This window comes from Bradyrhizobium sp. SOJA106, assembly GCF_059448745.1.
Genome location: NZ_CM182549.1, coordinates 6,122,552 through 6,148,524, shown reverse-complemented (window position 1 = coordinate 6,148,524; position 25,973 = coordinate 6,122,552). Strand labels below are relative to the sequence as shown.

At 64.5% G+C, this 25,973-nt stretch carries 18 protein-coding genes and 2 pseudogenes; 13 read left to right on the top strand and 7 right to left on the bottom strand.

The features are described 5' to 3' along the window. The first annotated feature begins 106 nt into the window (after positions 1-106). From AC5V87_RS28925 to AC5V87_RS28910, 4 genes are all read left to right on the top strand, one after another. Positions 107-868, top strand: coding sequence for an SDR family NAD(P)-dependent oxidoreductase (locus AC5V87_RS28925; RefSeq protein WP_495368513.1), 762 nt, complete (start codon positions 107-109; stop codon positions 866-868). A gap of 39 nt (positions 869-907) precedes the next feature. Continuing rightward, positions 908-1,744 carry an enoyl-CoA hydratase family protein gene (locus AC5V87_RS28920; RefSeq protein WP_456837010.1) on the top strand — a complete coding sequence of 279 codons (837 nt, stop codon included), beginning with the start codon at positions 908-910 and terminating at the stop codon, positions 1,742-1,744. A 96-nt stretch (positions 1,745-1,840) separates the two neighbouring features. Beyond that, entirely contained in the window at positions 1,841-4,192 is a 2,352-nt protein-coding gene (locus AC5V87_RS28915) for a bifunctional salicylyl-CoA 5-hydroxylase/oxidoreductase (RefSeq protein ID WP_495368512.1), read from the top strand. A 55-nt stretch (positions 4,193-4,247) separates the two neighbouring features. Next, positions 4,248-5,498 carry a flavin-dependent oxidoreductase gene (locus AC5V87_RS28910; RefSeq protein ID WP_495368511.1) on the top strand — a complete coding sequence of 417 codons (1,251 nt, stop codon included), beginning with the start codon at positions 4,248-4,250 and terminating at the stop codon, positions 5,496-5,498. Here the strand turns inward: AC5V87_RS28910 and AC5V87_RS28905 are convergent. Both AC5V87_RS28905 and AC5V87_RS28900 read right to left on the bottom strand, forming a co-directional pair. Beyond that, a complete protein-coding gene (locus AC5V87_RS28905) occupies positions 5,495-5,953 on the bottom strand; it encodes a cupin domain-containing protein (protein WP_456837013.1) in 459 nt (152 codons plus the stop codon). The two genes, AC5V87_RS28910 and AC5V87_RS28905, sit on opposite strands and share 4 nt — an antisense overlap. Before the next feature lie 30 nt (positions 5,954-5,983). Beyond that, positions 5,984-7,159 carry an ABC transporter substrate-binding protein gene (locus AC5V87_RS28900; RefSeq protein WP_495368510.1) on the bottom strand — a complete coding sequence of 392 codons (1,176 nt, stop codon included), beginning with the start codon at positions 7,157-7,159 and terminating at the stop codon, positions 5,984-5,986. A 249-nt stretch (positions 7,160-7,408) separates the two neighbouring features. Here AC5V87_RS28900 and AC5V87_RS28895 point away from each other — a divergent pair, with 249 nt between their 5' ends. The 3 genes from AC5V87_RS28895 (at position 7,409) to AC5V87_RS28885 (ending at position 10,245) form a co-directional block, all read left to right on the top strand. Then, positions 7,409-7,927 (top strand): MarR family winged helix-turn-helix transcriptional regulator, encoded by a 519-nt coding sequence (locus AC5V87_RS28895; RefSeq protein ID WP_456837015.1) that lies wholly within the window; start codon positions 7,409-7,411, stop codon positions 7,925-7,927. 146 nt (positions 7,928-8,073) lie between these two features. Further along, positions 8,074-9,765: a benzoate-CoA ligase family protein gene (locus AC5V87_RS28890; protein WP_495368509.1), complete on the top strand. Its 1,692-nt coding sequence runs from the start codon at positions 8,074-8,076 to the stop codon at positions 9,763-9,765. A 21-nt stretch (positions 9,766-9,786) separates the two neighbouring features. Next, entirely contained in the window at positions 9,787-10,245 is a 459-nt protein-coding gene (locus AC5V87_RS28885) for a RidA family protein (protein WP_495368508.1), read from the top strand. Positions 10,246-10,251: 6 nt separating this feature from the next. Here AC5V87_RS28885 and AC5V87_RS28880 read toward each other — a convergent pair whose 3' ends face one another. After that, entirely contained in the window at positions 10,252-10,980 is a 729-nt protein-coding gene (locus AC5V87_RS28880) for a CBS domain-containing protein (protein WP_495368507.1), read from the bottom strand. Positions 10,981-11,350: 370 nt separating this feature from the next. On the opposite strand from AC5V87_RS28880, the gene AC5V87_RS28875 reads away from it, so the two are divergent. After that, on the top strand, positions 11,351-13,012 hold the full coding sequence (locus tag AC5V87_RS28875; protein WP_495368506.1) for a PHA/PHB synthase family protein: 1,662 nt from the start codon (positions 11,351-11,353) through the stop codon (positions 13,010-13,012). Here the strand turns inward: AC5V87_RS28875 and AC5V87_RS28870 are convergent. Both AC5V87_RS28870 and AC5V87_RS28865 read right to left on the bottom strand, forming a co-directional pair. Further along, positions 13,009-13,986 (bottom strand): CHAD domain-containing protein, encoded by a 978-nt coding sequence (locus tag AC5V87_RS28870; RefSeq protein ID WP_495368505.1) that lies wholly within the window; start codon positions 13,984-13,986, stop codon positions 13,009-13,011. The two genes, AC5V87_RS28875 and AC5V87_RS28870, sit on opposite strands and share 4 nt — an antisense overlap. Before the next feature lie 25 nt (positions 13,987-14,011). After that, positions 14,012-15,536 (bottom strand): annotated as a pseudogene (locus tag AC5V87_RS28865) (bifunctional aminoglycoside phosphotransferase/ATP-binding protein). Positions 15,537-15,717: 181 nt separating this feature from the next. Between AC5V87_RS28865 and AC5V87_RS28860 the strand changes: the two are divergent. From AC5V87_RS28860 to AC5V87_RS28840, 5 genes and pseudogenes are all read left to right on the top strand, one after another. Further along, positions 15,718-16,557 (top strand): universal stress protein, encoded by an 840-nt coding sequence (locus AC5V87_RS28860; protein WP_495368504.1) that lies wholly within the window; start codon positions 15,718-15,720, stop codon positions 16,555-16,557. Positions 16,558-16,714: 157 nt separating this feature from the next. Beyond that, positions 16,715-19,411 carry a bifunctional acetate--CoA ligase family protein/GNAT family N-acetyltransferase gene (locus tag AC5V87_RS28855; protein ID WP_495368503.1) on the top strand — a complete coding sequence of 899 codons (2,697 nt, stop codon included), beginning with the start codon at positions 16,715-16,717 and terminating at the stop codon, positions 19,409-19,411. 307 nt (positions 19,412-19,718) lie between these two features. Next, positions 19,719-20,855 (top strand): ABC transporter permease, encoded by a 1,137-nt coding sequence (locus AC5V87_RS28850; RefSeq protein ID WP_495368502.1) that lies wholly within the window; start codon positions 19,719-19,721, stop codon positions 20,853-20,855. 2 nt (positions 20,856-20,857) lie between these two features. Further along, a pseudogene (locus tag AC5V87_RS28845) lies at positions 20,858-21,624 on the top strand (ABC transporter ATP-binding protein). Positions 21,625-21,627: 3 nt separating this feature from the next. Further along, positions 21,628-22,731: an ABC-type transport auxiliary lipoprotein family protein gene (locus AC5V87_RS28840; protein WP_495368501.1), complete on the top strand. Its 1,104-nt coding sequence runs from the start codon at positions 21,628-21,630 to the stop codon at positions 22,729-22,731. A gap of 629 nt (positions 22,732-23,360) precedes the next feature. Here AC5V87_RS28840 and AC5V87_RS28835 read toward each other — a convergent pair. After that, entirely contained in the window at positions 23,361-23,924 is a 564-nt protein-coding gene (locus tag AC5V87_RS28835; protein ID WP_495368500.1) for an MOSC domain-containing protein, read from the bottom strand. Further along, positions 23,924-25,603 carry a PHP domain-containing protein gene (locus tag AC5V87_RS28830; RefSeq protein ID WP_495368499.1) on the bottom strand — a complete coding sequence of 560 codons (1,680 nt, stop codon included), beginning with the start codon at positions 25,601-25,603 and terminating at the stop codon, positions 23,924-23,926. The genes AC5V87_RS28835 and AC5V87_RS28830 overlap by 1 nt, the downstream gene beginning before the upstream one ends. Positions 25,604-25,973: the final 370 nt, after the last annotated feature.

The following is a 25,973-nucleotide window of genomic DNA, read 5'->3' as shown; positions in this document are numbered from 1 at the left end:
TTCGCATGCAGGCGTTCAGGGATGCTGATCGGCGTTTTCGTTGCAAAAACTTGAAGGTTAAAATATATCCAAGGAAACGATCAGCAGATTTTCAGGGAGCCAGCGCATGTCCGGATTGCCACACACGCCGCACGCGCTGGTGACCGGCGGCGGCCGCGGCATCGGTCGTGCGATCGCTGCATCGCTCGTTGGGGCCGGCGCCACCGTGACGGTGCTGGGCCGAAACGCCGCTACGCTCGAAGAAGCAGTCAGCGCGGGTGCTGCACATTTTGCGGCCCTCGCCGACGTCTCGGACGAAGTCTCTTTGAAAGCGGCTATCACCGAAGCGCATGCGCGAAAGCCGATCGACATCCTGATCGCCAACGCCGGCAGCGCCGAATCCGCGCCGTTCGCGAAATCGGACAGCGCGCTGTTCGCGCGCATGATGGACGTCAATTTCATGGGCGTTGTCCATGCCGTCCAGGCAGTGCTGCCGGGGATGAAGGATCGCCCGTATGGCCGCATCGTCGCGATTGCATCGACGGCTGGGCTCAAGGGGTATGCCTATGTGAGCGCGTATGCGGCGGCGAAGCACGCCGTGGTCGGTCTTGTGCGTTCGCTGGCCCTTGAGATGGCCGGCAGCAGCGTGACCGTGAACGCGGTCTGTCCCGGCTTCACCGATACCGATCTCGTTGCCGGCAGCATCGAGAACATCATGAGAAAGACGGGGCGAAGCCGCGAGCAGGCGATCGCCGAACTCGCAAAGCACAATCCGCAGGGACGGCTGATCGCGCCGCAAGAGGTGGCGGATGCCGTGCTTTGGCTGTGCGGCGAGGGCGCCGGTGCAATTACGGGTCAGGCGATTGCCGTGGCCGGTGGCGAGATATAGCGCACGGAAAGCGCGGAACGAGGAAAGCAAGGAGACCGCATGAGCAGACCAGCCAATCCTGTGACCGTGCCGCTCGCGGACTACTCGCCACATCACTTTCTGCTGGCCGTGGTCGACGGCGTTGCCATCGTGACGCTCAATCGGCCCGAGCGGAAGAACCCGCTGACGTTCGAAAGCTACCGCGAACTCACCGATTTCTTCCGTGCCTGCGCGTTCGATGACGCGGTCAAATCCATCGTTGTCACCGGAGCCGGCGGCAATTTCTCCTCCGGCGGTGACGTGTTCGAGATCATCGGTCCGCTCGTCAAGATGGATACCAAGGGGCTCACCGCCTTCACGCGGATGACTGGCGATCTCGTCAAGGCGATGCGGGCCTGCCCCCAGCCCATCGTGGCCGCGGTCGAGGGCATCTGCGCCGGCGCCGGCGCGATCATCGCGATGGCCTCGGACATGCGGCTCGCAGCCAGCGGCGCCAAGGTCGCGTTCCTGTTCAACAAGGTCGGCCTTGCCGGCTGCGACATGGGCGCCTGCGCGATCCTGCCGCGGATCATCGGCCAATCCCGCGCCTCCGAGTTGCTCTACACTGGCCGGTTCATGACCGCGGAGGAGGGCGAACGCTGGGGCTTCTTCAGCCGCATCATCACACCGGAGCAAGTTCTGCCCCAGGCGCAAATCCTGGCCAAGCAGATCGCGGAGGGGCCAACCTTCGCTAACACCATGACCAAGCGGATGCTGGCAATGGAATGGGCCATGTCGGTGGAGGAGGCGATCGAAGCGGAAGCCGTTGCCCAGGCCCTGTGCATGACAACGGCCGATTTCGAGCGCGCGTTCGAGGCCTTCGCCAACAAGGTCAAACCGGTCTTCAGGGGAGACTGAGCCGGCCTTATCCGCAACAAGGTGGTCATAGGGGCTTGCGTGAAATTATTTTAGGCTTAAAATAGTTTCATAGCCGGTTGAATTGGCGAGGCTCCCATGAAAGTCGCGATCATCGGTGGCGGACCTGCGGGTCTTTACGCGGCGATCCTGCTGAAGAAGCAGCGGCCAAGCGCCGATGTCACCGTGTATGAGCGCAACCGCGCCGACGACACGTTTGGCTTCGGCGTGGTGTTCTCCGACGCCACGCTGGACAATTTCGAGAAGCACGACCTTCCGAGCTACCGCCGCATCACCCAGGAATTCGCCTATTGGGACGACATTGCCGTGCACTTCCGCGGCACCGTCCATCGGGTCGGCGGCAACGGTTTTTGCGGCTGCTCGCGGCAAAAACTGCTCCTGATCTTGCAGGAGCGGGCGCGTGAGCTTGGCGTCAGCCTGCATTTCGAAGTGGACGTCGACGACGAGTCCCGCTTCGCCGACGCAGATCTCATCCTGCTTGCCGACGGCATCAACAGCCGCTTCCGCGAGAAACACGTCGAGCACTTCCAGCCGGAACTCGATGTCCGCACCAACAAGTTCGCCTGGATGGGGTCGACGAGGCCGCTTGACGCCTTCACCTTCATCTTCCAGGAGACGGAGTGGGGGCCGTTCATCGCCCACGCCTACCAGTACGAGGCCGGGCACTCGACATGGATCTTCGAGACCGATCCGGCGACGTTCGAGCGGGCAGGGCTGACCGGGCTGAACGAGCAAGAGTCCGCCGCGCGCATGGCCCAGATCTTCGGCTGGTTCCTGGACGGGCACAAGCTGCTGACGAACCGCTCGATGTGGCGCAATTTTCCGATGATCCGCAGCAAGCGCTGGGTCAAGGACAACATGGTCCTGCTTGGCGATGCCAAGGCGAGCGCGCATTTCTCGATCGGCTCCGGCACCAAGCTCGCGATGGAAGACGCGATCGCGCTCGCCGAGGCCATGGAGAAGGCGCCCAGCATCAAGGCCGCGCTTGATGTCTACGAGCACGGCCGCCGCGAGGAAGTCGAGAAGACCCAGCACGCCGCCGACGTCTCGCTGGTCTGGTTCGAACACGTCGATCGCTTCTGGGATTTCGATCCCGTGCAGTTCGCCTTCGGCGTGATGACGCGCTCCAAGGCGATCACCTATGACAATCTCAAACTCCGCGCGCCCGATTTCGTGGCCGAGGTCGAAAAATCCTTCGCAAAGCAGGTACGCAGCAGCGGCTTTGACGTCGACATCAGCAAGCCGCTCGTGCCGCTGTTCCAGCCGTTCCGTCTGCGCGAGATGGAGATCGCCAACCGCACAGTGATGTCGCCGATGTGCATGTATTCGGCCAAGGAGGGGGTGCCGGGTGATTTCCACCTGGTGCATTACGGCTCGCGCGCCATCGGTGGCGCCGGCCTGATCTTCACAGAAATGACCTGCGTCAGCCGCGACGCGCGGATCACGCCAGGATGCGCCGGCCTGTGGAACGATGAGCAGGAAGCCGCGTGGCGGCGCATCGTGGACTTCGTTCACGGCAATTCGGCCGCAAAGATCTGTCTGCAACTCGGGCATGCCGGCCGCAAGGGCGCGACCAAATTGATGTGGGACGGCATGGACCGTCCGCTGGAGCAGGGTGGCTGGGATGTGGTCTCGGCATCGCCGCTGCCCTATTTCCCCGATAGTCAGGTGCCGCGTGAGCTCAATCGCGCCGGCATGAGCGCGGTGAGGGACGCTTTTGTCGCAGCAGCCGAGCGCGGCGAGCGCTGCGGCTTCGACATGCTGGAGCTGCACTGCGCCCACGGCTATCTGCTGGCTAGCTTCATCTCCCCGCTGACGAACACCCGGACCGATGAATATGGCGGCTCGCTCGAAAACCGCCTGCGCTTCCCGCTCGAGGTGTTCGAGGCGCTGCGCGCGGTCTGGCCGTCGCACAAGCCGATGTCGGTCCGTATCTCCGCAACCGACTGGGCGGATGGCGGCGTCACCGGCGACGATGCGGTTGCAATTGCGCGCGCCTTCGCCGAGGCCGGTGTCGATCTCGTCGACGTCTCGACCGGGCAGACGGTGCGCGATGCGCAGCCGGTCTACGGGCGCATGTTCCAGACGCCATTTTCCGACCAGGTCCGCAACGAGGCGCGTGTCGCCACCATGTGCGTCGGCAACATCACGACGGCGGACCAGGCCAACACCATTCTGGCCGCCGGCCGGGCGGATCTCGTTGCGCTCGGGCGGCCGCATCTGGTCGACCCCTTCTTCACCATGAAGGCGGCGGCCTGGTACGGCGCTAACGATGTGTTCTGCCCGCCGCAATATCTGCCCGGGAAAGACCAGATTTTCCGCAACAGCGTGCGCGATAGGCAGGATCTCGAGGAGCTGCGAATTAAGGCTAAGCCCAAGACCCGGGCCGAGCTCAAGGCGGAGGCGACAAAGCCGCTTGCAGCGGAGTGACCGCCCGTGCGACGTTAACCGCATTGCCTGGCGTGTTTCGGGTGGAGTAAGGGCGATGAAGGCGATTATCGTCGGAGGCGGTATCGGTGGTCTCACCACGGCATTGATGCTGCGCTCGCGTGGCCTCGACTGCGAGATCTTCGAGCAGGCCGACACCATCCGCGAGCTCGGCGTGGGCATCAATACGCTGCCGCACGCGATGCGTGAGCTCGCTGGCCTCGGGCTGTTGCAGAAGCTCGACGACGTCGCGATCCGCACCGACCAGCTCTATTATCTCAATCGCCACGGCCAGGAAGTCTGGCGCGAAGCACGCGGCATCGATGCCGGTCATGACGTGCCGCAATTCTCGATCCATCGCGGCCGCCTTCAGGGCGTCATCCATCGCGCCGTCGAAGAACGGCTCGGCGCGGAAGCAATCCACACCGGCTGCCGCCTCGGCGCCTTCACCCAGGACGAGGGCGGTGTCACCGCCTATTTCTTCGACCGTGCCGGCGCGCACATCCACACCGCGCGCGGCGATATCCTGATCGGCGCCGACGGCATCCATTCGCGCGTCCGCGAAACGTTGTTTCCGAACGAGGGGCCGCCGTGCTGGAATGGCCTGATGCTGTGGCGCGGCGCACGCGACTGGCCGCTGTTCCTCACTGGCAAATCGATGATCGTGGCCGGTGGGCTCAACGCCAAGGTGGTGATTTATCCGATCGCGGAAGGGTCGAGCCCGGCGAGCCGGCTGACCAATTGGGCGGTGCTGGTGAAGGTCGGCGAGGGCAATGCCCCGCCGCCGCGGAAAGAAGACTGGTCGCGCCCGGGCCGCCGCGAGGAGCTGATGCCGCATGTGGCGCGCTTCTCGGTGCCCTATATCGACGTGAAGAGCCTGATCTCGGCAACGCCGGAATTCTACGAATATCCGACCTGCGACCGCGATCCGTTGCCTTACTGGTCGTCCGGCCGCATCACGCTGCTCGGTGACGCCGCGCATCCCATGTATCCGGTCGGCTCGAATGGTGCTTCGCAGGCGATCCTTGATGCCCGCTGCCTTGCCGATGCGCTGGTGCGCGCCGAGCATCCGCGCCAGGCGCTGCTCGAATACGAGAAGAAGCGCCTGCCGATGACCGCCGACATCGTCCGCTCCAACCGGCGTGGCGGACCCGAGCGCGTTATCGACGCCGTCGAGCAGCTTGCGCCCGACGGTTTTGACAATGTCGATAACGTGCTGAGCTACGCGCAGCGCGAGGCGATCGTGCGCGGCTACGCCACCAAGGCCGGCTTCGCCGCGGTGCCAGGGCTCGCGGCGGTGCGCGCCTAGCCGCCGCCGGGAGGCGGCGGCAGGAAGTGGATGTTGAACTCGGCGGCCATCGCCACGACGTCCTCCGGCTTCTGCTCCTTCATGTTGTGCAGGCCCCAGAACAGGTCGAACAGCTTGCGGCTCGGTGAGACCCAGAACAGCACCTTTGCGGTCTGCTCCGACTTGTTGAAGATGCCGTGCGGCACGCCCATGCCGAGCCGGATCAAATCGCCCGCGGTCGCCTGCGACTCCGAATTGCCGAGCATGAAGTCGAGCTTGCCCTCCAGCATGTAGAGATATTCGTCCTGGTCCGGATGAATGTGCGGCGGCACGAACGTGCCCGGCGGCAAGGTCGCGTGCCAGGAGAAGCTGTGTTCGGCGTAGCTTTTCGGCACATAGGTCTGGCCGAGGATGTTCCAGGAAATGCCCTGGATGCCCTCATTGGCCCGCGTGATGCCGGTGATTTCGCTCTTCATTGCAGTCCTCCCATAGCGCGACGCGCGGCTTCAGTTCGTCGCCTTGCAATCCTTGGCATAGCGGTCGCCGTAATTCTCGAAAACCTTCTGGACGATCTCGGTCTGGAATTTGCCGTCCGGACGCTTGGCCACCTTGGTCAGGTAAAAGTCCTGGATCGGATAGCCGTTGGTGTTGAACTTGAACGCGCCGCGCAGCGACGTGAAGTCCGCCTTCTTCAGGGCCGCCGCAACGGCCTCCTTGTTGGTGAGGTCGCCCTTCACGGCCTTGACCGCACTGTCGATCAACAAGGCGGCGTCATAGGCCTGGAACGCGTAGGTACCAGGCACGACGTTGTAGGCAGCTTCATATGAAGCAACGAACTTCTTGTTCTGGGGATTGTCGAGATTGGGCGCCCAGTTCGCGCCGCCGAACATGCCGACCGCCGCATCCTGCTGCGCCGGCAGCGTCGATTCATCCACGGTGAAGGCCGAGAGCACCGGAATGCTGTCGGCGAGACCCGCCTGCCGGTACTGCTTCACAAGGTTGACCCCAAGGCCGCCCGGCATGAACGTGAACAGCGCATCAGGCTTCTGCGATGAGATCTTCGACAGTTCAGGCTGGAAGTCCAGCGTGTTCAGCGGCATGTAGGATTCCTCGACGATCTCGCCCTTGTAGTCGAGCTTGAAGCCGGCGACCGAATCCTTGCCGGCCTGATAGTTCGGCACCATCACGTACATGCGCTTGTAGCCGCGATCCTGCGCCACCTTGCCGAGGATTTCGTGGACCTGGTCGTTCTGATACGAGGTCACATAGAAGAACGGGTTGCAGTCCTTGCCGGCGAACGTCGACGGACCGGCATTTGGGCTGATCAGGAACACTTTCGATTCTGTCACGGGGCGGTGGATCGCCTGGAGGATGTTGGAGAAGATCGGGCCGACCACGAAGTCGACCTTCTCGCGTTCGAGCAGGCCCTTGACCTTCGTGACCGCCGCATCCGGCTTGAGCTCGTCGTCGACCACCACGACCTCGACGTCGCGGCCGCCCATCTTGCTGCCGAGGTCCTTCACCGCGAGCGCAAAGCCGTCGCGCACCTGCTGGCCGAGCGCGGCGGCAGGTCCCGACAGGGTCACGATCACGCCAAGCTTGAGCTTCTCCTGGGCGAGGGCAGGGCTCATCGCGGTGCCGAGCAGCAAGGCCGCCGCAGCCAACGTCGTTTGCGTCTTCATCGTCTGTCCCCCGTGACATCAGGGCTTGCGCTGCAAGCCGCCTACTCCGATCCAAGCTTATGCCGATGATGGCTGCCGCGGCAAGCAAAGCGCGGCGTTGCCATGCTGCGCGCAGGGTGCATGCAAGCGGCGCGCCAATTATTTGAAGCCTAAACAAATTCGCCTGCGGTCGATTGTTGCAGCTTTGGACTTGCGGCCGGCGCCGATTTATTTGAAGCTCAAAACGTTGGGGATTCCGAGCCGGCGCCAATGCCGGCCGTGAGTGACTGCATCGAGATGCTCGATTCCGAGACCAAGGCCGTCGAAACGCCTGAAGACCACGCCGAAGAGCTTCGGCTGTGGCTGCGCCTGCTCACCTGCACGACGCTGATCGAGGGCGAAGTCCGCGGCCGGTTGCGGCAGCGTTTCGACGTCACGCTGCCCCGGTTCGATTTGATGGCGCAGCTCGACAAGGCGTCCGACGGCATGACGTTGTCCGACGTCTCCAAACGTATGATGGTGTCCAACGGCAACGTCACCGGCCTCGTTGAACGGCTCGTGGAATCTGGTCATCTCGACCGGCGCACCTCGGACACCGACCGCCGGGTCCAGGTGATCCGCCTCACGAAGCTCGGCCGTGCCGAGTTCCGCCGAATGGCCGCGGAGCATGAGACCTGGATCGCCGATCTCTTCGCCGACCTGACGCCGAAGGACGTGCGGGAACTGATGCGCCTCCTCGCCAAGACCAAGGCCTCGGCGCAAAAATCGGCCGCGCGCCGCCGGCCCTGAGCCCCATCCGAACCGGCCCTCCAATCCGTTTTGCCGCAGGAAAAAGCACGGGATGCTCAAAATCCGCTATTGCGCCAAATTGTTTTAAGCCTAAAATGTTTTCAGATAGTGCTGCCGGGTGCTTTCCATGCGCAAAGGAGCGTGCGATGGCCAACGCCGCCAAGATTCAAGTCTCGGGCTCGCATGACGGCAACGCCGCGACGGCCCATGTCGATACGTTCGCGCGGCAGCATCTGCCGCCGCCAGAATTGTGGCCCGAATTCATCTTCACGCGGCCTGAGCTGCACTATCCGCCGCGACTGAACTGCGTCAGCTATTTTCTCGATCGCTGGGTCGAGCAGGGTCATGGCGAGGCGCCCTGCGTCATCAGTCCCACCGTCAGCTACAGCTATCGCGAACTGCAGGCGCTGGTGAACCGCATCGCCAATGTGCTGGTCGGCAAGCTGGGTCTCGTCACCGGCGAGCGCGTGCTGCTCCGCTCGGCCAACAATCCCATGATGGTCGCAACCTATCTCGCGGTGATCAAGGCCGGCGGAATTTGCGTCGCGACGATGCCGTTGCTCCGTGCCAAGGAGCTGTCCTATCCGATCCAGAAGGCGGCGATCACGCTGGCCCTTTGCGACGGAAAGCTCTCCGACGAGATGGAGAAGGCGAAGCTGGCTGCGCCCGGTCTCAAGCAGGTGGTCTATTGGGGCAATGGCGCGGCGAATTCGCTCGAAGCGCTGATCGCGGATGCAAGTCCGGAGTTCAAAGCCGTCGATACGGCCGCCGACGACGTCTGCCTGATCGCCTTCACGTCCGGCACGACCGGCGATCCCAAAGGCACGATGCATTTCCACCGGGACATGCTGGCGGTCTGTGACGCTTATGCACGCAACATCCTGCGCGCCGAGCAGAAGGATCGCTTCGTCGGCTCGGCGCCGCTCGCCTTCACCTTCGGTTTCGGCGGCGTGCTGTTTCCGATGCATATCGGCGCCTCCTTCGTCGTGCTGGAGAAGACGACGCCCGACGACATGCTGACGGCAATCGAGCAGTACAAGACCACGGTCTGCTTCACGGCACCGACCGCGTATCGTGCCATGATCGGCAAGCTCGCCGGCCGCGACATCTCCTCGCTTCGGAAGTGCGTCTCCGCCGGCGAGACCCTGCCCAAGCCGACATTCGATGCCTGGCTGAAGGCCACCGGCATCAAGCTGATGGACGGCATCGGCTCGACCGAGATGCTGCACATCTTCATCAGCGCGACCGAGGACGAAATCCGCCCGGGCGCAACCGGAAAGCCCGTTCCCGGCTATGAGGCCAAGATCGTCGATGATGACGGTCAGGACGTGCCGCCGGGCACGATGGGGAATCTTGCTGTGCGCGGGCCGACCGGCTGCCGCTATCTCGCCGACGAGCGGCAGCGCAAATATGTCCGGAACGGCTGGAACATCACCGGGGACACCTATCTGATGGATAGCGATGGCTATTTCTGGTACCAGTCGCGCTCCGACGACATGATCGTGTCGGCAGGGTACAACATCGCGGGTACGGATGTGGAGGCGGCGCTGCTGACGCATCCTGCGGTCGCCGAGTGCGGCGTCGTCGGTGCGCCGGACGAAGCCCGCGGCATGATCGTGAAGGCCTATGTCGTTGCCGCGCCCGGCGTGACGCCGGACGCCCAGCTCGCAACCGAGTTGCAGGAGCACGTGAAGCGCGAGATCGCGCCGTACAAGTATCCACGCGCGATCGAGTTCGTGACGCAGCTGCCGAAGACCGAGACCGGCAAATTGAAGCGCTTTGCCCTCAGGCAATTGGCGCAGGCGGCAGCGACGTCCTCGGGCGTCGCTGCAGAATGAGATGAGGATCAGGAATTGTCCGTGACGACGCCGAAAGGCCCACAGCTCGCGGCGCTGCCAACCGCAGCCGGGGACGACAGCCGCCGGGGGGCGCAGGTGCTTCAGCCCTCGGGCTGGCCGATGCCGAAGGGCTATGCCAACGGCATGGCCGCTGAGGGGCGCATCGTGGTGACCGGCGGAGTGATCGGCTGGGATGCCGAGGAGCGCCTCGCCGACGGTTTTGTCGCGCAGGTCGCCCAGACCCTGAGCAACATTGCCGCGATCCTGGCGGAGGGCGGCGCGCGGCCCGAGCATCTGGTGCGCCTGACCTGGTACGTCGTCGACATGGACGAGTACCTGGCGAACCTGAAGGAGCTCGGCAGGATCTACCGTGCCGTCTTCGGCGCGCACTATCCGGCGATGGCGCTGGTCCAGGTCGTCCGGCTCGTCGAGAAGGCGGCGCGCGTCGAGATCGAGGCCACCGCCGTCATTCCCCGCTGAATTTGCTCAGCTCGCCTTGGCGAGCTCGTCGTCCTCCGGCGAGTTCAGGTAGACGCCGGACATGGTGTCGACCCAGCACAGATGGTCGTGCACCTTCTTTACGCCCTCGACGTTCTCCGCCGCGACCACCGCGGCCTGCCGCGCCCGTTCCTCGGTGATGACGCCGCTGAGATGCACGATGCCGTCGCGAACGATGACGTTCAGCCCGAACGGGCACCAGTCGTTCTTCTCCATGGTGTCGATGATGCGGACGCGAATGTGATCATCGTCCGCGGTCGGATCCGGCACTTCGCGGGCGAGCCCGGCGACGGCCTGCAACAGATTGGCGCGCGAGACGATGCCGACGACCTTGTCGCCGCGCACCACCGGCAGGCGCTTTACGTGGTTTCGTTCCATGAGATCGACGATCTCCGCGAGCGCGGTATCCTCGGTGATGGTGACGGGCGAGGCGGTCATCACCTCGGCGACCCTGCGGCCGTGCTCGTGGACAAAATCGCTGGCCGATTGGCCGGGACCAAGGATGAACCGCAGCCAGCGCCCGCGCTTGCGGCCGGTGCCGATTTCGCTGCGGCGGATGAAATCCCCTTCCGAGACGATGCCAACCAGCTTGCCGGCATCGTCGACCACCGTGAGCCCGCTGACATGCCGCGTCAGCATGATGTTCGCGGCCTCGACGATGCTGGTGTCGGGAGTGACCGAGATGACCGGCCGGGTCATGATCTGGTGGGCGCGCATGGCAAAGCTCCGGGGGCATTGAATGTCGAACGAGAACCTAGCTCCCGCGCCGCGATGAGGTTTGACCCAGGTCAACGGACGAAGCCACTCCTGCCTGGTCCAGCAATTGTGATCCCCACCCTGAATTGATGCAGCTCAAGCTGCTCCGAAGCGCCGGGGCATATCCTGCCGCGGACGTAGAACCAGCGCGCAGGAAGATTCAGCCATGGGCGTCGTGCAGATACTTCCGCGGTCCGGGCAGCCGGCGGCGCCAGAATCCTCCGTCGAACCTGTTGCGCGTGGCTCTTCCCCCGAGGGACCAGCCCCAAAGCTGGTCCCGGACTTCCGGCCTCAGTCAGAGCCGTACCCGCTCGACCGCGCGTTTCATGCGATGCTGGCTCGATTCACCGGCGGAATTTCACCGGCCGCGCTGTCTCTGGCCTGGCTCGATTGGAGTTCGCATCTTGCTGTTGCGCCGCAGCGTCAGATGGAGATCGCCCATAACGTTCTTCGCGACAGCGCCCGGTTCCTTGAAGCGTCAGTGCACGCGATCTCGCCGGGCCAAAAGCCGTGGTCGGTGATCCAGCCGCAGTGGCGGGATCGACGCTTCAATGAGCCGCAATGGGAGGCCGCGCCGTTCAATCTGTTGGCGCAAGCGTTCTTGCTCGGAGAGCGCTGGTGGCACGACGCCACGACCGGCGTGCGCGGTGTATCGCGCGCAAATGAAGCCATCGTCGAATTCTCGGTCCGCCAGATGCTCGATATGCTGGCGCCGTCGAATTTCGCCGCGACCAATCCGGAGGTTCTCGAGAAAACGTTGCGGAGCGGCGGAGAAAATTTCGTCTTCGGCTGGCAGAACTGGTGCGGCGATCTGACGCGCATGCTCTCGCTCGCAGAGCCGGCCGGCGACGAGCAGTTCGTCGTCGGGAAGACCGTTGCCGCGTCTCCCGGAAAGGTCATCTACCGCAACGAGCTGATCGAGCTGATCCAGTACCATCCCACCACCGCGCAGGTGCGGCCTGAGCCGATCCTGATCGTATCGGCCTGGATCATGAAATACTACATCCTCGACCTCTCGCCGGAGAATTCGCTGGTCAAATATCTGACCGGGCAGGGCTTCACCGTATTCGCGATCTCCTGGCGCAATCCGGATGCAAAGGATCGGGACGTCGCCTTCGACGATTATCGCAAGCTCGGCGTGATGGCGGCGCTGGACACGATCGGGCGGATCGTGCCGGGCCGGACGATCCATGCGCTCGGCTATTGTCTGGGCGGCACGCTGCTGTCGATCGCAGCCGCCGCGATGGCGCGCGACGGCGACAAGCGGCTGGGCACCATCACCCTGCTTGCCGCGCAGACGGATTTCACCGAGGCCGGCGAGCTGACTCTGTTCATCAATGAGAGCCAGGTCGCGTTCCTCGAAGATACGATGTGGCAGCGCGGCTTTCTCGACATGGCGCAGATGGCCGGTGCATTCGCGCTACTGCGTTCCAACGATCTGATCTGGTCGCGGCTGTCGCGCGATTATCTGATGGGCGAGGCGGCGCCGCCGAGCGACCTGATGGCCTGGAACGCCGACGCCACACGGCTGCCTTATCGCATGCATTCGGAATATCTGCGCAAGCTGTTCCTCGACAATGATCTCGCCGAAGGCCGCTATCGCGTCGGCGGCAGGAGCATTTCACTCTCTGACATCCACGCGCCGTTGTTCGTTGTCGGCACGCTCGCCGATCACGTCGCGCCGTGGCGATCCGTGTACAAGGTCCACTATCAGGTCGATGCCGACGTGACGTTCCTGTTGACCAGCGGTGGACACAATGCCGGCGTCGTCGCGCCCCCGGACGAGCCCGGGCACAGCTATCAGGTCATGACCAAGGCTGCGGACGCGCCTTATGTCGGTCCGGAAGAGTGGCTGAAGCTGGCGCCGCATGCCGACGGCTCGTGGTGGCCGGAATGGGCACAATGGCTGGCGGCGCGCTCGGGCGAGCTCTGCGCCCCACCCCAGATCGGGGGCGATCTAGCCGACGCGCCGGGCCACTACGTCCACACCTAATCCTCAGGCTCGGCATTCGGCGCGAGGTCGGAGGAGCGGAACGGCTTGGCCTTCTCAAGTTTGCGGTAGGCTTCCGCCGCCGTTCGCAGCAGCTTCCTTTCCCGCTTGCGGTCGAGGAAGCGAATGTGGGCCTCGGGGAGGGCCTCGTTCAAGGATGCTGCAAGCGTCTGGCCTCGCGCATCGTCGTTCAGCTGTCCGAGGGAGCGTTGCGCCTTGCGCAATTGCTTGAGGATCGACTTCTGCTTCGTCAGCGCTTCCTCGGCAAAAAGATCCTGCAGCGATTCAATCGAATAGGTCAGCCGCTTGTTGAGCAGCCGCAGCTTGTGGCGCTTCTTGATGTCGAGCTTGCGGAGCTTTCGTGCTTTCTTGAGCAGCGTCTTTTCCCATTCCGTCAGTTTCGCCGTGGCGTGCTCGGCGAGCGTGCAGCGGCGCAGCCTGACGGCCTCCTTGCTGCGCCGGGTCGACCAGGGGCCGCTCTTGATCCAGGCCGAGGTCTGCTCGACCAGGCGGCGATATCGCGCCGATTGCAGCGCGCGTGCCAGCAGGCGGTGGCTCTCGGCGCGCTTCTCGTCCCAATGCCGAAGCTCGGCGATCACGGCGAGCTCCTCGCCGCTTTGGGCGACGACGCGCTCGATCGCCACGTCGAGGTCCCGCACCATGCCGAGCTGGCTGTTCAGCCATTTCAGCTCGGCCCAGACGCTTGGCCGCAGCGCGTCATCGACCATGGGTGCGAAAAAGCGGATTGCGGTGCGCAGATGCGTCAGTGCGATCCGGATCTGGTGCAGCGCCTCCGGGTCACCGCGGCATGTGCCCTCATGCTGGGCGAGGACGGCATCGAGATGACGGCGGGCAATGATCCGGAATGCGGTGTCGCAGGCCATGCCGGGGCTGAGGCGGCCGGGCAGGTCGCCACGGCGCGCCACGGACTTGGCGAGCGCGGCCGACGCCGCCGAACTCTTGGTGGGTCGCGCCATCCTAGCCCGCGCCAATCAGATTGCCCTATTTGCCCTCAGCGATCGCGTCCCGGCAGCGCTCCAGCGTCTGCGCCTGTGTCCCGGATGCATCGATGGTCGCCCAACCGATATGGCCGATACTATAGTGCTCCTGCAGCGCGGCAACCTCTTGCGTGGCGTCGGAAGCATCCGCTTGACGGCCGCCGATTCGTGCCTGGCGGGTGGCGAGGTCTGCGACCAGGAATAGTCCATTGAGCGGCAGGCCGCAGGCACCGGCCACGGCAGCGAGGTCGTCCCGTTCGGATTCGCGCGCAAAGACGGCATCGACGATGGCAGAATGGCCTTGCGCCAGCACCTGCCGGGCACGCTGCATCAGCACCTCGTAGACGCGCGCCGTCACCTCGGGCTCATACGCGGAGGGCGGCAGCCGGTCGGTATGTCCGACCTGAAACAACTGCTTGCGAATGACGTCGCTGCGCAGCACGACGGCGCCCGGCTCGGGCGCCACGGCGGGAGCCAGTGCACGGGCGAGGACGGACTTGCCGGTGCCCGACAGTCCGCCAACCGCGATCAGGCGAGGGGCGGCCGGATGGATCAACCTCCGGGCAAGCTCGAAATAGCGACGCGCGTCCTCGAGAATTCCGGTCCGGTCGGCATCCGGCCGCTCCAGCCGCGCCAGCGCTACCTGCGCACGGATCGCCGCGCGGATGGACATGAACAGCGGCAGCGCGGCCAGGGCGTCGAGAGTTTCGACGGGCGCCTGCGTCAGATATTGGTTCAGCACCGCGTTGGCGGCGTTCGCCTGGCTGTAGCGCAGCAGGTCCATCAGCGTGAACGCGAGATCGTAGAGCACATCCACTGTTGCCATCTGCGTATCGAACTCGATGGCGTCGAACAGGACGGGCCGATCGTCGATCAGCACGATATTGGCAAGGTGCAAGTCGCCGTGACAGCGGCGCACGAAGCCACGGCGGGCGCGCTGCTCGAGCGTGGCGCGGAGGCGTAGGAACATCGCATGTGAGGCCTTGCCAAGCTGCTCGATGGCCCCCCCCCTCGAGATGGTCGCCGGCGCGCAAGCCTTTGCTGTTGCCGTCGATCAGGGCGGGAACGGAATTGACCCACGCAGCACCGTCCGCGACCGTTGCTTGCGCATGCGACGCTCCGATCGCATCTGCGATGGATGAACCCAGCTCCGCATCCAGCGGGCCGGCCTTCGCCAAATGATCCAGCGTGCGGCTTTCGTCGAAACGGGACATGTCGACGGCATACTCGATCGGCCGGCCGCTTCCGTCGACCTGCACCGATCCGTCCGGCTCTTCCGCGATCGCTACGACGCGATGATAGATCTGCGGGGCGAGCGGCCGGTTGATGTTGATCTCCTCCTCGCAGGCCGTTTTGCGCTTTTCGAGCGTCGAATAGTCGAGGAACGGAAATTTGACAGCCCGCTTGATCTTTAGCGCGCGCGTGCCGTCGAGGAACACCGAGGCTGCGTGCGTGTCGATCCGTTCCACGCCGGGACGCGCGCCGAGCGCCTGGAAGACCCGTTCCTGGTTAGCAGAATCATCCGTCATCTCTGCGGGCATGTCCCGATAGGTCGCCGAGCGCTGAGGCCCCAAGCTAGCCTTTAGAGCCGGACCGCGGCCAGTCCTTGACATCCATCAAGGCGCGCCGCCAGCGGCTGGTTCCTGCCTTGAGAAGGATCAAGGGGCCCGACGAAAGGCCAGCGTATCCTGACCGGCAAGGAGAATTCCGATGCCCATCAAAGATGTCTTTCTGCCGCTTGTCGGCCAGCCGCGCGGGCCGACGCTCGCAGCGATCGAGAAATGCGTGGCCGTGACCGCCGACCTTGGCGCCAGGATCACCGCGCTTGCGCTTGAGGAGGAAGTTTTCGTGCGGCCGAAGGTCATACGCCCCGGCGATCCGGAGCCCGCGCAGGCCGGCGGTTCGAACGAGCTAGGCGAAACGCAGCAACTCCTGAACGTTTTCACGCAAGCAGCCTCCCGCGCCAACATTCGCGCCCAGAGCCGATCGGCCAAGGTGCCGGCAGACCAGATCGCCTTGATCCTGGCCGAGCATGCGCGCTTTGCCGATCTCACGCTGGTCCCCGTAAGGCCGCATGACAGCGGAACGGAGCACATCATTGAGGCGCTGCTGTTCGAATCGGGCCGGCCGCTGCTGCTCTGCCCGGAACAGCATGTGGACGAGCTGCGACCGGAATTCGAGAGTGTCATGATAGCCTGGGATCACTCCGCCCGTGCCGCACGGGCCGTCGGCGACGCGTTGCCCATTCTTCAGGCCGCCGCGTCCGTACGGGTGCTCACGGTGACGGACGACAAGACCGAGGCGATCAGCCAATCAGGCATGGACCTCGTCCATCATCTCAGGGAACACGGGATCTACGCCTCCTTCGAAACAACAGAGGGCGGCGGCAGCTCGACCGGCAAGGTGCTCGGAAGCTGGGCGAATTCCCATGCCATCGATGCGATCGTGATGGGCGCCTATCATCATTCGCGCCTGAACGAGATCGTCTGGGGCGGTGCGACAAAGACCGTCATTGGCCAGCCACCTTGCTGGGTTATGATCTCGCACTAGAGCATGATGCGGAAAACTGCGCAGCGGATTTCCGAAAAGATCATGCTCAAACAATAACCTAAAGCACGATGATGAGTCATCGCGCTTTAGCCGCGCGACCAGTCTTTCGTCCTCACCTTACCATCGGAACCACTAGCGGCCGGGCGCATTTGCTGTCATGTCCACTTATCGCCTGAAGAATCTGCTGTCGCCACGTTCGGTCGCGCTCGTCGGGGCGAGCGCGCGCCCGGTGTCGGTGGGGCGCGCCGTTCTCGAGAACATCCGGAAGGCCGAATTCAAGGGGCAGTTCGGCCTCGTCAATCCGCGCCATGCCGAAATCGCCGGCATTGCAGCGGTGAAGAATCTGGACAAGCTCCCTTTCGTCCCCGAGCTCGTCGTCATCACCGCGCCGGCGCGCGAGGTTCCCGGCATTATCGACCAGGCAGGACGTCGCGGCTCGGCCGGCGCGCTGATCGTTTCGGCCGGGCTCGGTCATGGGCCGGGATCGCTGCAAGAGGAGGCCATCGCCGCGGCTCATAAATACGGCATGCGGCTGGTCGGGCCGAACTGCCTCGGCATCATGATGCCCGCCGTGAGCCTCAATGCCAGCTTCGCCGCGCACATGCCCGGCGCTGGAAATCTCGCGCTGATCTCGCAATCGGGCGCCATCGCGGCGGGCATGGTCGATTGGGCCGCGCAGCGCGGCGTCGGCTTCTCCGGCATCGTCACGATCGGCGATCAGATCGACGTCGATATTGCCGACCTGCTCGATCATTTCGCGATGGATCACAAGACCCGCGCGATCCTGCTCTATATCGAGGCCATCAAGGACGCGCGCAAATTCATGTCGGCGGCGCGCGCCGCCGCACGCGTGAAGCCGGTGGTCGTGGTAAAGTCCGGCCGCATGGCGCAGGGCGCGAAAGCGGCCGCGACGCATACGGGCGCGCTCGCCGGCGCCGACGCCGTCTATGACGCGGCGTTCCGCCGCGCGGGCGTGCTGCGGGTCTCCGATCTGCGCGAGCTGTTCGATTGCGCCGAGACGCTCGGCCGCGTCGAATCGCCGGCCGGAAAACGCCTTGCCATCCTGACCAATGGCGGCGGCATCGGCGTCCTCGCCGTCGACCGCCTAGTCGAGCTCGGTGGCATTCCCGCAACCATCTCGGCTGAGGCCCGCGCGAAGCTCGATGCGGTGCTGCCGCCGACCTGGTCCGGCGCAAATCCCGTCGACATCGTCGGCGATGCGGATGCAGCGCGCTATGCGGCGGCGCTGGAGGTGCTGCTTGCCGATTCCGACAATGATGCCGTCCTCGTCCTCAATGTGCAGACGGCGATCGCCTCGGCCGCCGACATCGCTGCGACGGTGACGGAGCTGGTCGGCAAATACCGTAAGCAGCAGGGCCGATGGGCCAAGCCCGTGCTGGCCGCCTGGGTCGGCGCCGACCAGAGCATCATCCAAGCGCTCTCCGGCGCCGGTGTTCCGAACTACCCGACCGAGGATGATGCCGTGCGCGGCTTCATGCATCTGGTGAGGCATCGTGAAGTGGTGGAGGAGCTGAGCGAGGTTCCGCCGGCGATGCCCGACACCTTCGTGCCTGACGCCCGCGCCGCCAGGCAGATCGTCACCGCCGCGATCGCCGACGGCCGCAAATGGCTCGAGCCCGTGGAGATCAAGCACCTGCTCGAAGCCTATGATATCGCGATGGTGCCGACCTATGCCGCCGATGACGTCGAGCAGGCGGTGGCACATGCGAAGGTCATGTTCGCGAAAGGCGCGACCGTCGTGCTGAAGATCATGTCGCGCGACATCACCCACAAGTCGGATGTCGGCGGCGTCGTGCTCAATCTCACCACGCCGGAGGCGGTGCGCGCGGCTGCTACCGACATTCTCGCTCGTGCGCGGAAGCTGCGCCCCGAAGCCCGCATCGAGGGCGTCATCGTGCAGGCCATGGTGGTCAAAGCGAAGGCGCGTGAGCTGATCCTCGGCCTTGCCGACGATCCCACCTTCGGCTCCGTCGTCGTTTTCGGCCGAGGCGGGACGGCGGTGGAGATCATCAACGACAAGGCGCTGGCGCTGCCGCCGCTCGACCTGCAACTGGCCCGTCACCTGATTGAGCGTACGCGCGTGTCGCGCCTGCTGAAGGCCTACCGGGACGTGCCGGCGGTGAAGCAGGATGCCGTCGCCATGGTGCTGGTCAAGCTGGCCCAGATGGCGGCCGATATTCCCGAGATTCGAGAGTTCGACATCAACCCGTTGATTGCGGATGAGACCGGCGTGACCGCCGTCGATGCCCGTGTCGCGGTGGCGCCGCCGCTGCGGAAGTTCGCCGGCTCCGGCCCGGCCAATTTCGCCGTTCGCGCCTATCCGTCGCAATGGGAGCGCCGCCTCGCGCTCAAGGACGACTGGCGCATCTTCGTGCGGCCGCTGCGTCCCGAGGACGAGCCGACCATCCACGAATTCCTGCGCCACGTCACGCAGCACGACCTCCGCCTGCGCTTCTTCGCGCCGATGAAGGAGTTCACCCACGAATTCATCGCGCGCCTGACCCAGCTCGACTATGCGCGCGCCATGGCCTTCATCGCGTTCGACGAGGCCACCAACGAGATGGTCGGCGTGGTCAGGCTCCATTCGGACTCGGTCTATGAGAGCGGCGAATATGCGATCCTGCTGCGCTCCGACCTCAAGGGCAGGGGGCTCGGATGGACCCTGATGCAGCTGATCATCGACTACGCGAAGTCGGAAGGGCTGAAGACCATCTCGGGCGACGTGCTCCAGGAGAACACCGTGATGCTCGATATGTGCCGGCAGCTCGGCTTCGAAGTGAAGCCGGATCCAGCCGAGCCGGAGATTTGCGACGTTCGGCTGAAGCTTCGCTAAAGCATGATCCGGAAAAGTGCGAAGCGGTTTTCCGGAAAGATCATGCGCAAACAACAGCCTAAAGCGCGACGGCGATTCATCCAAATCTCATCGCGCTTTAGGAGCGTGCCTCGGCCGACGTTGCGGTGGTGGACTCGTTGGCAGTTTTCCGCAGGCTCTTGACGATGATCGGCCGCCAGCAGGCCGTGCTTGATTTGCGTCAAGCCGCAGGGCGAGGGGATGGTCTTGAGACAGGTCAAACCGGCCGTCACATCCTGGCCTAGACATGCCGCTGGAATGGGGACCGGTTGTCCCGATGAGGTGAAGCGTGAGCACCGAACCGCTGTTGCTGGCAACGCCCTCCGGCGATGTGCTGAACCTGCGCCCGGAAGGGCCGTGGACCGCGGCCAATGTGGCAACGCTCGAAACGCTGTCCGGGTCGGTTGGCGTGGATGTCGATCGATCGCCAGCCGTGACGCTCGACATGTCGGGCGTCAGCGCGCTCGACACGCTCGGCGCCTGGGTCCTGGAGAAGCTGTCACGCCGGGCGCTGTCATCCGGCGGGTCGGCGGTATTCGTCGGCGTCGCCGATCATTTCAGCGGCCTGATGGACGAGGTACGCCAGGTCAACCGTCATACGCCGCCGCCTGCGCCCGCGCCAAACCCGGTTCTGCTCAGGCTGGGCGATCTCGGTAAATCCACGGTCGGTGCGCGCGAAGACATTGCGGTCTTCCTGCAAATGCTCGGCGCCTTGTTCACGGCCGTCGTCGGCGTGCTGCGCCGGCCGCAATCGCTGCGGCTGACCTCGCTGGTCTATCAGCTTTACCGGATCGGCTGGCAGGCCATCCCCATCATCGTGCTGATCACTTTCCTGATCGGGGCCATCATCGCCCAGCAGGGCTTCTTTCATTTTCGCAGGTTCGGTGCGGAGTCCTACACCGTCGACATGGTCGGCATCCTGGTGCTGCGCGAGCTCGGCGTCCTGATCGTTGCCATCATGGTCGCCGGCCGCTCCGGAAGCGCCTACACCGCCGAGCTTGGCTCGATGAAGATGCGCGAGGAGATCGATGCGTTGTCGACCATGGGCCTCGACCCCGTCCACGTGCTGATCCTGCCTCGCGTTGCCGCCCTCGTGATTGCGCTGCCGATCCTCGCTTTCATCGGATCGATCGCGGCACTCTATGGCGGCGGGCTGGTCGCGCAGTTCTATGGCGACATGGGGCCGGCGATCTACATCGCGCGGCTGCATGAGGCGATCTCCGTCACCCATTTCGAGGTGGGGATCCTCAAGGCGCCGTTCATGGCGCTGGTGATCGGGATCGTGGCGTGCAGCGAGGGCCTGCGCGTGAAGGGCAGCGCCGAATCGCTCGGACGGCAGACCACGACGTCGGTGGTGAAGTCGATCTTCCTCGTGATCGTGCTCGACGGCCTGTTCGCGATCTTCTTCGCCTCGATCGGGATGTGACCATGGAGGCGGCGCAAGAGCAGTTCGCGATCCGCGTCCGCGACCTCGTGGTCGGATTCGGCTGCCAGACCGTGCTCGATCATCTCTCTTTAGATGTCCGCCGCGGCGAGATCCTCGGGCTGGTCGGCGCGTCCGGCGGCGGCAAGTCGGTGCTGATGCGGACCATCATCGGCCTCATTCCGCGCCAGGCCGGCACCATCGAAGTCATGGAGCAGCCGATCGGCGGCCGCACGGAAGGCGCGGCCACGACATGGGGCATCCTGTTTCAGCAAGGGGCGCTGTTCTCCTCGCTGACGGTCCGGCAGAACGTCCAGTTTCCGCTGCGCGAAAACCTGGTGCTGTCGCAGGAGCTGATGGACGAGATCACGATCGCCAAGCTCGAGATGGTCGGCCTGCGGCCGCAGGACGCCGACAAATATCCGTCGGAGCTTTCCGGCGGCATGACCAAGCGCGTGGCACTGGCGCGCGCACTCGCGCTCGATCCGCCGATCCTGTTCCTGGACGAGCCGACCTCCGGTCTCGATCCCATCGCCGCGGGCGATTTCGACGCGCTGATCGGGACCTTGCAAAAGACCCTGGGGCTCACCGTGTCATGGTCACCCATGATCTTGCGAGCCTCACCACCGTCTGCGACCGCGTCGCCGCGCTCGCCGACGGCAGGATCGTCGCGATCGGCCCGATGCGCGAGCTGCTGCAATCCGAGCATCCCTGGGTGCGCGCCTATTTCCACGGCAAGCGCTCGCAGATGCTGCAACACGAGATGAGATGAGACATGGAAACCCGCGCTCCCTTCGTGCTGATCGGCAGCTTCGTGCTGGCCGCCATCCTTGCGGTGTTCGGCTTCGTCTACTGGCTCAACAACACCGGCGGCATCGGCCCGCGCACGAATTACCGCGTGCAATTCCAGGGACCTGTACCAGGCCTGCTGGTGGGCGCCGGCGTGCTGTTCAACGGCATCCGCGTGGGTGAGGTGACCGAGCTTGGGCTCGCGCCGGACAATCCGCGCTTCGTCAATGCGACGATCTCGGTGGCCGCGACGACGCCGGTGCGCACCGACACCAAGGTCGGGCTCGATTTCCAGGGGCTGACCGGCGTGCCGGTGGTGACGCTGGAGGGTGGCGTGCTCGTCGCCAAATCCGGCGAACCCGTGACGTTGATTGCGGGGTCCGGCGCGGGTCAGAGCATGACGCAGGCCGCGCGCGATGCGCTGAGACGGGTCGACACCGTGCTCGAGGACAATTCCGGTCCGCTGAAGGACACCATCGCCAACCTCAGGACGTTCTCGGACGGGCTCGCGCGCAACACCGGCAAGATCGATGGCATCCTGGCGGGGCTCGAGAAAATGACGGGGGGCGGAACGCCTGCGCAAAAGATCACCTATGATTTGCGCGCGCCGCAGAATCTCGGGTCGTCTGGCAAGACGCTCTCGGCGTCACTGGCCATTCCCGAGCCGACCGCAGTCGCGATGCTCCAGACCCAGCGCATGCTGTTCGCACCCAGCGGGGACAATCCGGGCTTTGCGGAATTCCTCTGGGCCGACAGCATTCCAAAGCTGGTGCAGGCGCGGCTCATCGACAGTTTTGAGAACTACGACATCGCGCATGCGCCGCTGCGCACGACCGATCTCGGGCAGGCGGAGTACCAGCTCCTGATCGACATCAGGCGCTTCCGGATCGCCACCGAAGGCGAGACGCGGGTCGAGATCGGACTGTCGGCGCGGATCGTCGACAAGAACGGCAAGGTGGTCGCATCGCGGCTCATTGAGGCCAGCGAGAAGCTCGACAAGGTCGAGCCGGCCGCAGCCGTCGCAGCGTTTGACGCAGCCTTTGCCCGCATCGTCAAGGAGCTGATCGGCTGGACGGTGCAGGCAGTCTAGCGGCCTGTGAGCTCCACGTCAGAGCAAGGCCGCCATGCCTGCCCAAATTGATCTGCGTCAATCGGCTCTGGCGCGATGCAGTAAAATGCAGCCCGCGCGGTGAGCCGGCCTGACGCGGGGCCAGCCGGCGCATGGAGCGGTGGATGAGAGCTTCGGTGGTGACGATCGAGCCGAACGTGTCGATCGGCGCGGCTTTTGACCCCCCGACCGGCGCCCAACATTGACCCCACCTGATATGCAGTAAACGCCTGGATCCATTTCGAATTGGAGCAGTGAGCCAGGGTCAATGTTGGAAGCCGAAAGGGGTCAATATTCGGAGCCGCGACACACCGATTATCGAACAAGTGCAGGTTCATCCGCTGCGGCAGCTCCCCGATTGCGCCAAGCGCCGGCGCGAACGCCGAGAACGCCGCCGCGAGGCCCGTGAACGGGCGAGGGCGAATGCCTCCTGAGGGACGGTCGAGCCAAAGAAAAAGCCGCCAGCGGAGTTGGCGGCTTGATAGTCCCGGACCTTCGATTGCCTCCCCAGCCCCAAGCGTACCGCCGTTACCTTGTTTGCGGCCATGCCAGCCCGGTCTAGCGAGCGCTGTTCGATTCGGCCATCGATCGGCCGAGTTGTGCACGTGCTCTTACAGCGCCGGCAAGGCCTGAAACGAGGTGGACGGGAGGCGCACCCGCGCGGTATGGCCGGCCGCTACCGCTCCACCGGCCCGAACCACGCCCAGCACCCCGCTTTTGAACGGAGGGCCCGTTTCTGCCGACGAGAGCACGTGCCGTTTCAGGCCAGCTCGGAAGCGGTCGATCAGAACACAGGGCGTCCGAAGGCCGGTCAACTCGATGATCGCCGTGGGCCCGAGCTCGATCAGCGTCCCGAGCGGCATCAGTTCGAGCTCCAGTCCAGCCGTGGTGATGTTCTCGCCGAGGTCTCCCGCTGCGACCGCGAAGCCGGCTTCTCGGAGGTCCGCAAATCGCTCCGATGCGATCAGGTGAACCTGCCGCAGATTGGGAAGCCGGGGCCGGCGACGGGCGAGGTATCGGTGCCTGACAAACCGACCGGCGTGGGCGTCACCTTCGACACCATGGCCTTCCACCAGAACGATCTGATCCCGTGGCGGCTTGCTGAAGTGATGCCCGCGATCGGCAGCCACCGAAATCACCCTTCCCTCAAGCGAAAGGTCGAGCGCGTGCGACATCAGGCAGCGCGGGCGAGCGAGCGCCGCTTCTGGCGGAGGTAGCGCGTGATCTCAGGAAGCGTCATCGCATTCAGGATACGGTCGGCGGGGACGCCGCCCTTGCGGGCCATCTCGACGCCCCAGTGCATGTGGTCGAGCTCTGGAATCGAGTGCGCGTCCGGATTGATGCTCATCATGCAGCCGAATTCGAGGGCCGCCTGGTGCCAACGCCAGTCCAGGTCGAGCCGCCATGGATGTGCGTTGATCTCAACGACGACGTTGTGCTTCACACAGGCCCGAAGCACCTTCTCGACGTCGATCTCATAGCCCGGCCGCCGCTGGAGCTGCCGCCCAGTCATGTGGCCGATGATGGTCGTGTGAGGATCGGAAATGGCCCGCAGCAGGCGCTGCGTCTGCGCCTTGCGATCCAGCTTGAAACGGCTGTGGACGCTGGCGACCACGAAGTCGAAGCGTTCAAGCACCTCGTCGTCATAGTCGAGCGACCCGTCCGCCAGAATGTCGGACTCGATGCCTTTCAGGATCCGGAAGTCCTTGCCGAAACGCTTGTTCAGGCGCTCGGCTTCCCGATGCTGCTGCACGATCTCCTCGAGGGAGAGGCCGCCGGCGTAGTGGGCGGACTTGGAATGGTCCGCCACTCCGAAATACTCGAAGCCGCGCTGACGGGTCGCCTTCGCCATGGTCTCCAGGGTCTCTGTCCCATCGGAAGCATCGGTGTGGCAGTGCAGGATTCCGCGCAGGTCCTTGTCGGTCACAAGCTTCGGCAACTTGCCCTTCAAGGCCAGCTCGACCTCGCCGCGGCCCTCCCTGAGCTCGGGATCGATGAAGGGCAGCCCGAGAGCCTGGTAGATGTCAGCCTCCTCGCCGGCGATCAGTGTGCGGCCCTTGTGCAGGCCGTGAGCGTCCAACCGCATGTCCTTCTCGGCGGCCAGCGTCCGGAGCTGCTCGATGTGAGCGGCGGAGCCGGTGGCGAAGAGAAGGGCGGCGCCGAAATGTTTGCGGTCGGACACCCGGACTTGCAGTCCTTCGGACGATGGCATTGCCGTCTTGTCTGATTTGGCAGCCTCCGCAACGATTGCGAGGTTGCCGACCAGTTCGCAGCCTCGACGGAAATCGCCGGCGATCGTGACGCGCTTGAGTTCGGGGCGAGCCTTGCGGATCGAGTCCTTCGCGTGCGCGAGCAGGGCGGCGGCCCGGTGAAGGTGAAGGCGGCTTTCTCCGCTTTTGGCGATCGCCAGGTTCTGCAGGATGTTGGTCTGGAGCGCAGCACCGAGTCCTTTCGCCTTCTTGATGCGGTCGTCCTTCGCCGCGGCTTCCAATTCCGCGAGCGAGGCGATGCCGAGATCCTTGTAGAGGCGCAGCACTTTCTCGGGCCGCAAACCCGGTACTGCCAGCAGCTCAAGCACGCCAGGGGGTATTTCCTTCCGAAGCTTTTCCAGGCTCGGATGAGTGCCCGTCTTGTGCAGCTTGGTGATGATGTCGGCTATCGCGTCGCCGACGCCCGAGATCTCCGTAAGACGGTCTTCGGCGATAAGCACGTCCAGAGGGAGGGCAAGAGCCGCCAGGCCGTCGGCAGCCCGCGAGTAGGCTTTTGTCCGGTAAGGATTACCGCCTCGCAACGCTGTGCGCTGCGCGTACTCTCGCAGGAGACTTGCCACACCGCGAGCGTCGAGCGCTGGCATTCAGCGAACCTCCCGGTCCGCGCTTTGCGTCGCCATTGGAGCAAGGCGACCGCCGGGGCGGTCACCTGGCCGACGATCGAGGGAGCTCTCGAGCTTCTGGGCTGCGCGAAAGTCCTCAAGGTGATGGATATTGGGAGCGTAGGCAGCCTCCCTCTTGAGGAGATTGTAAATCCGGCCCACCACCAGCTGCAGATGCTTCATGCTGCCCCGCGGCATGGATCTCGCTTTGCAGAGAGCTCGCACCGCGTAGGCTCGGAAGTAATCGAATGCGTCTGACATGATGTCAGTAAACGCCGGCTCTCGTCGGGAGTTCGATGGGCTCCAAGAAAGACGGTATTGCCCTTCGGCCCCCGTTGCAGCCTGGGCGCAA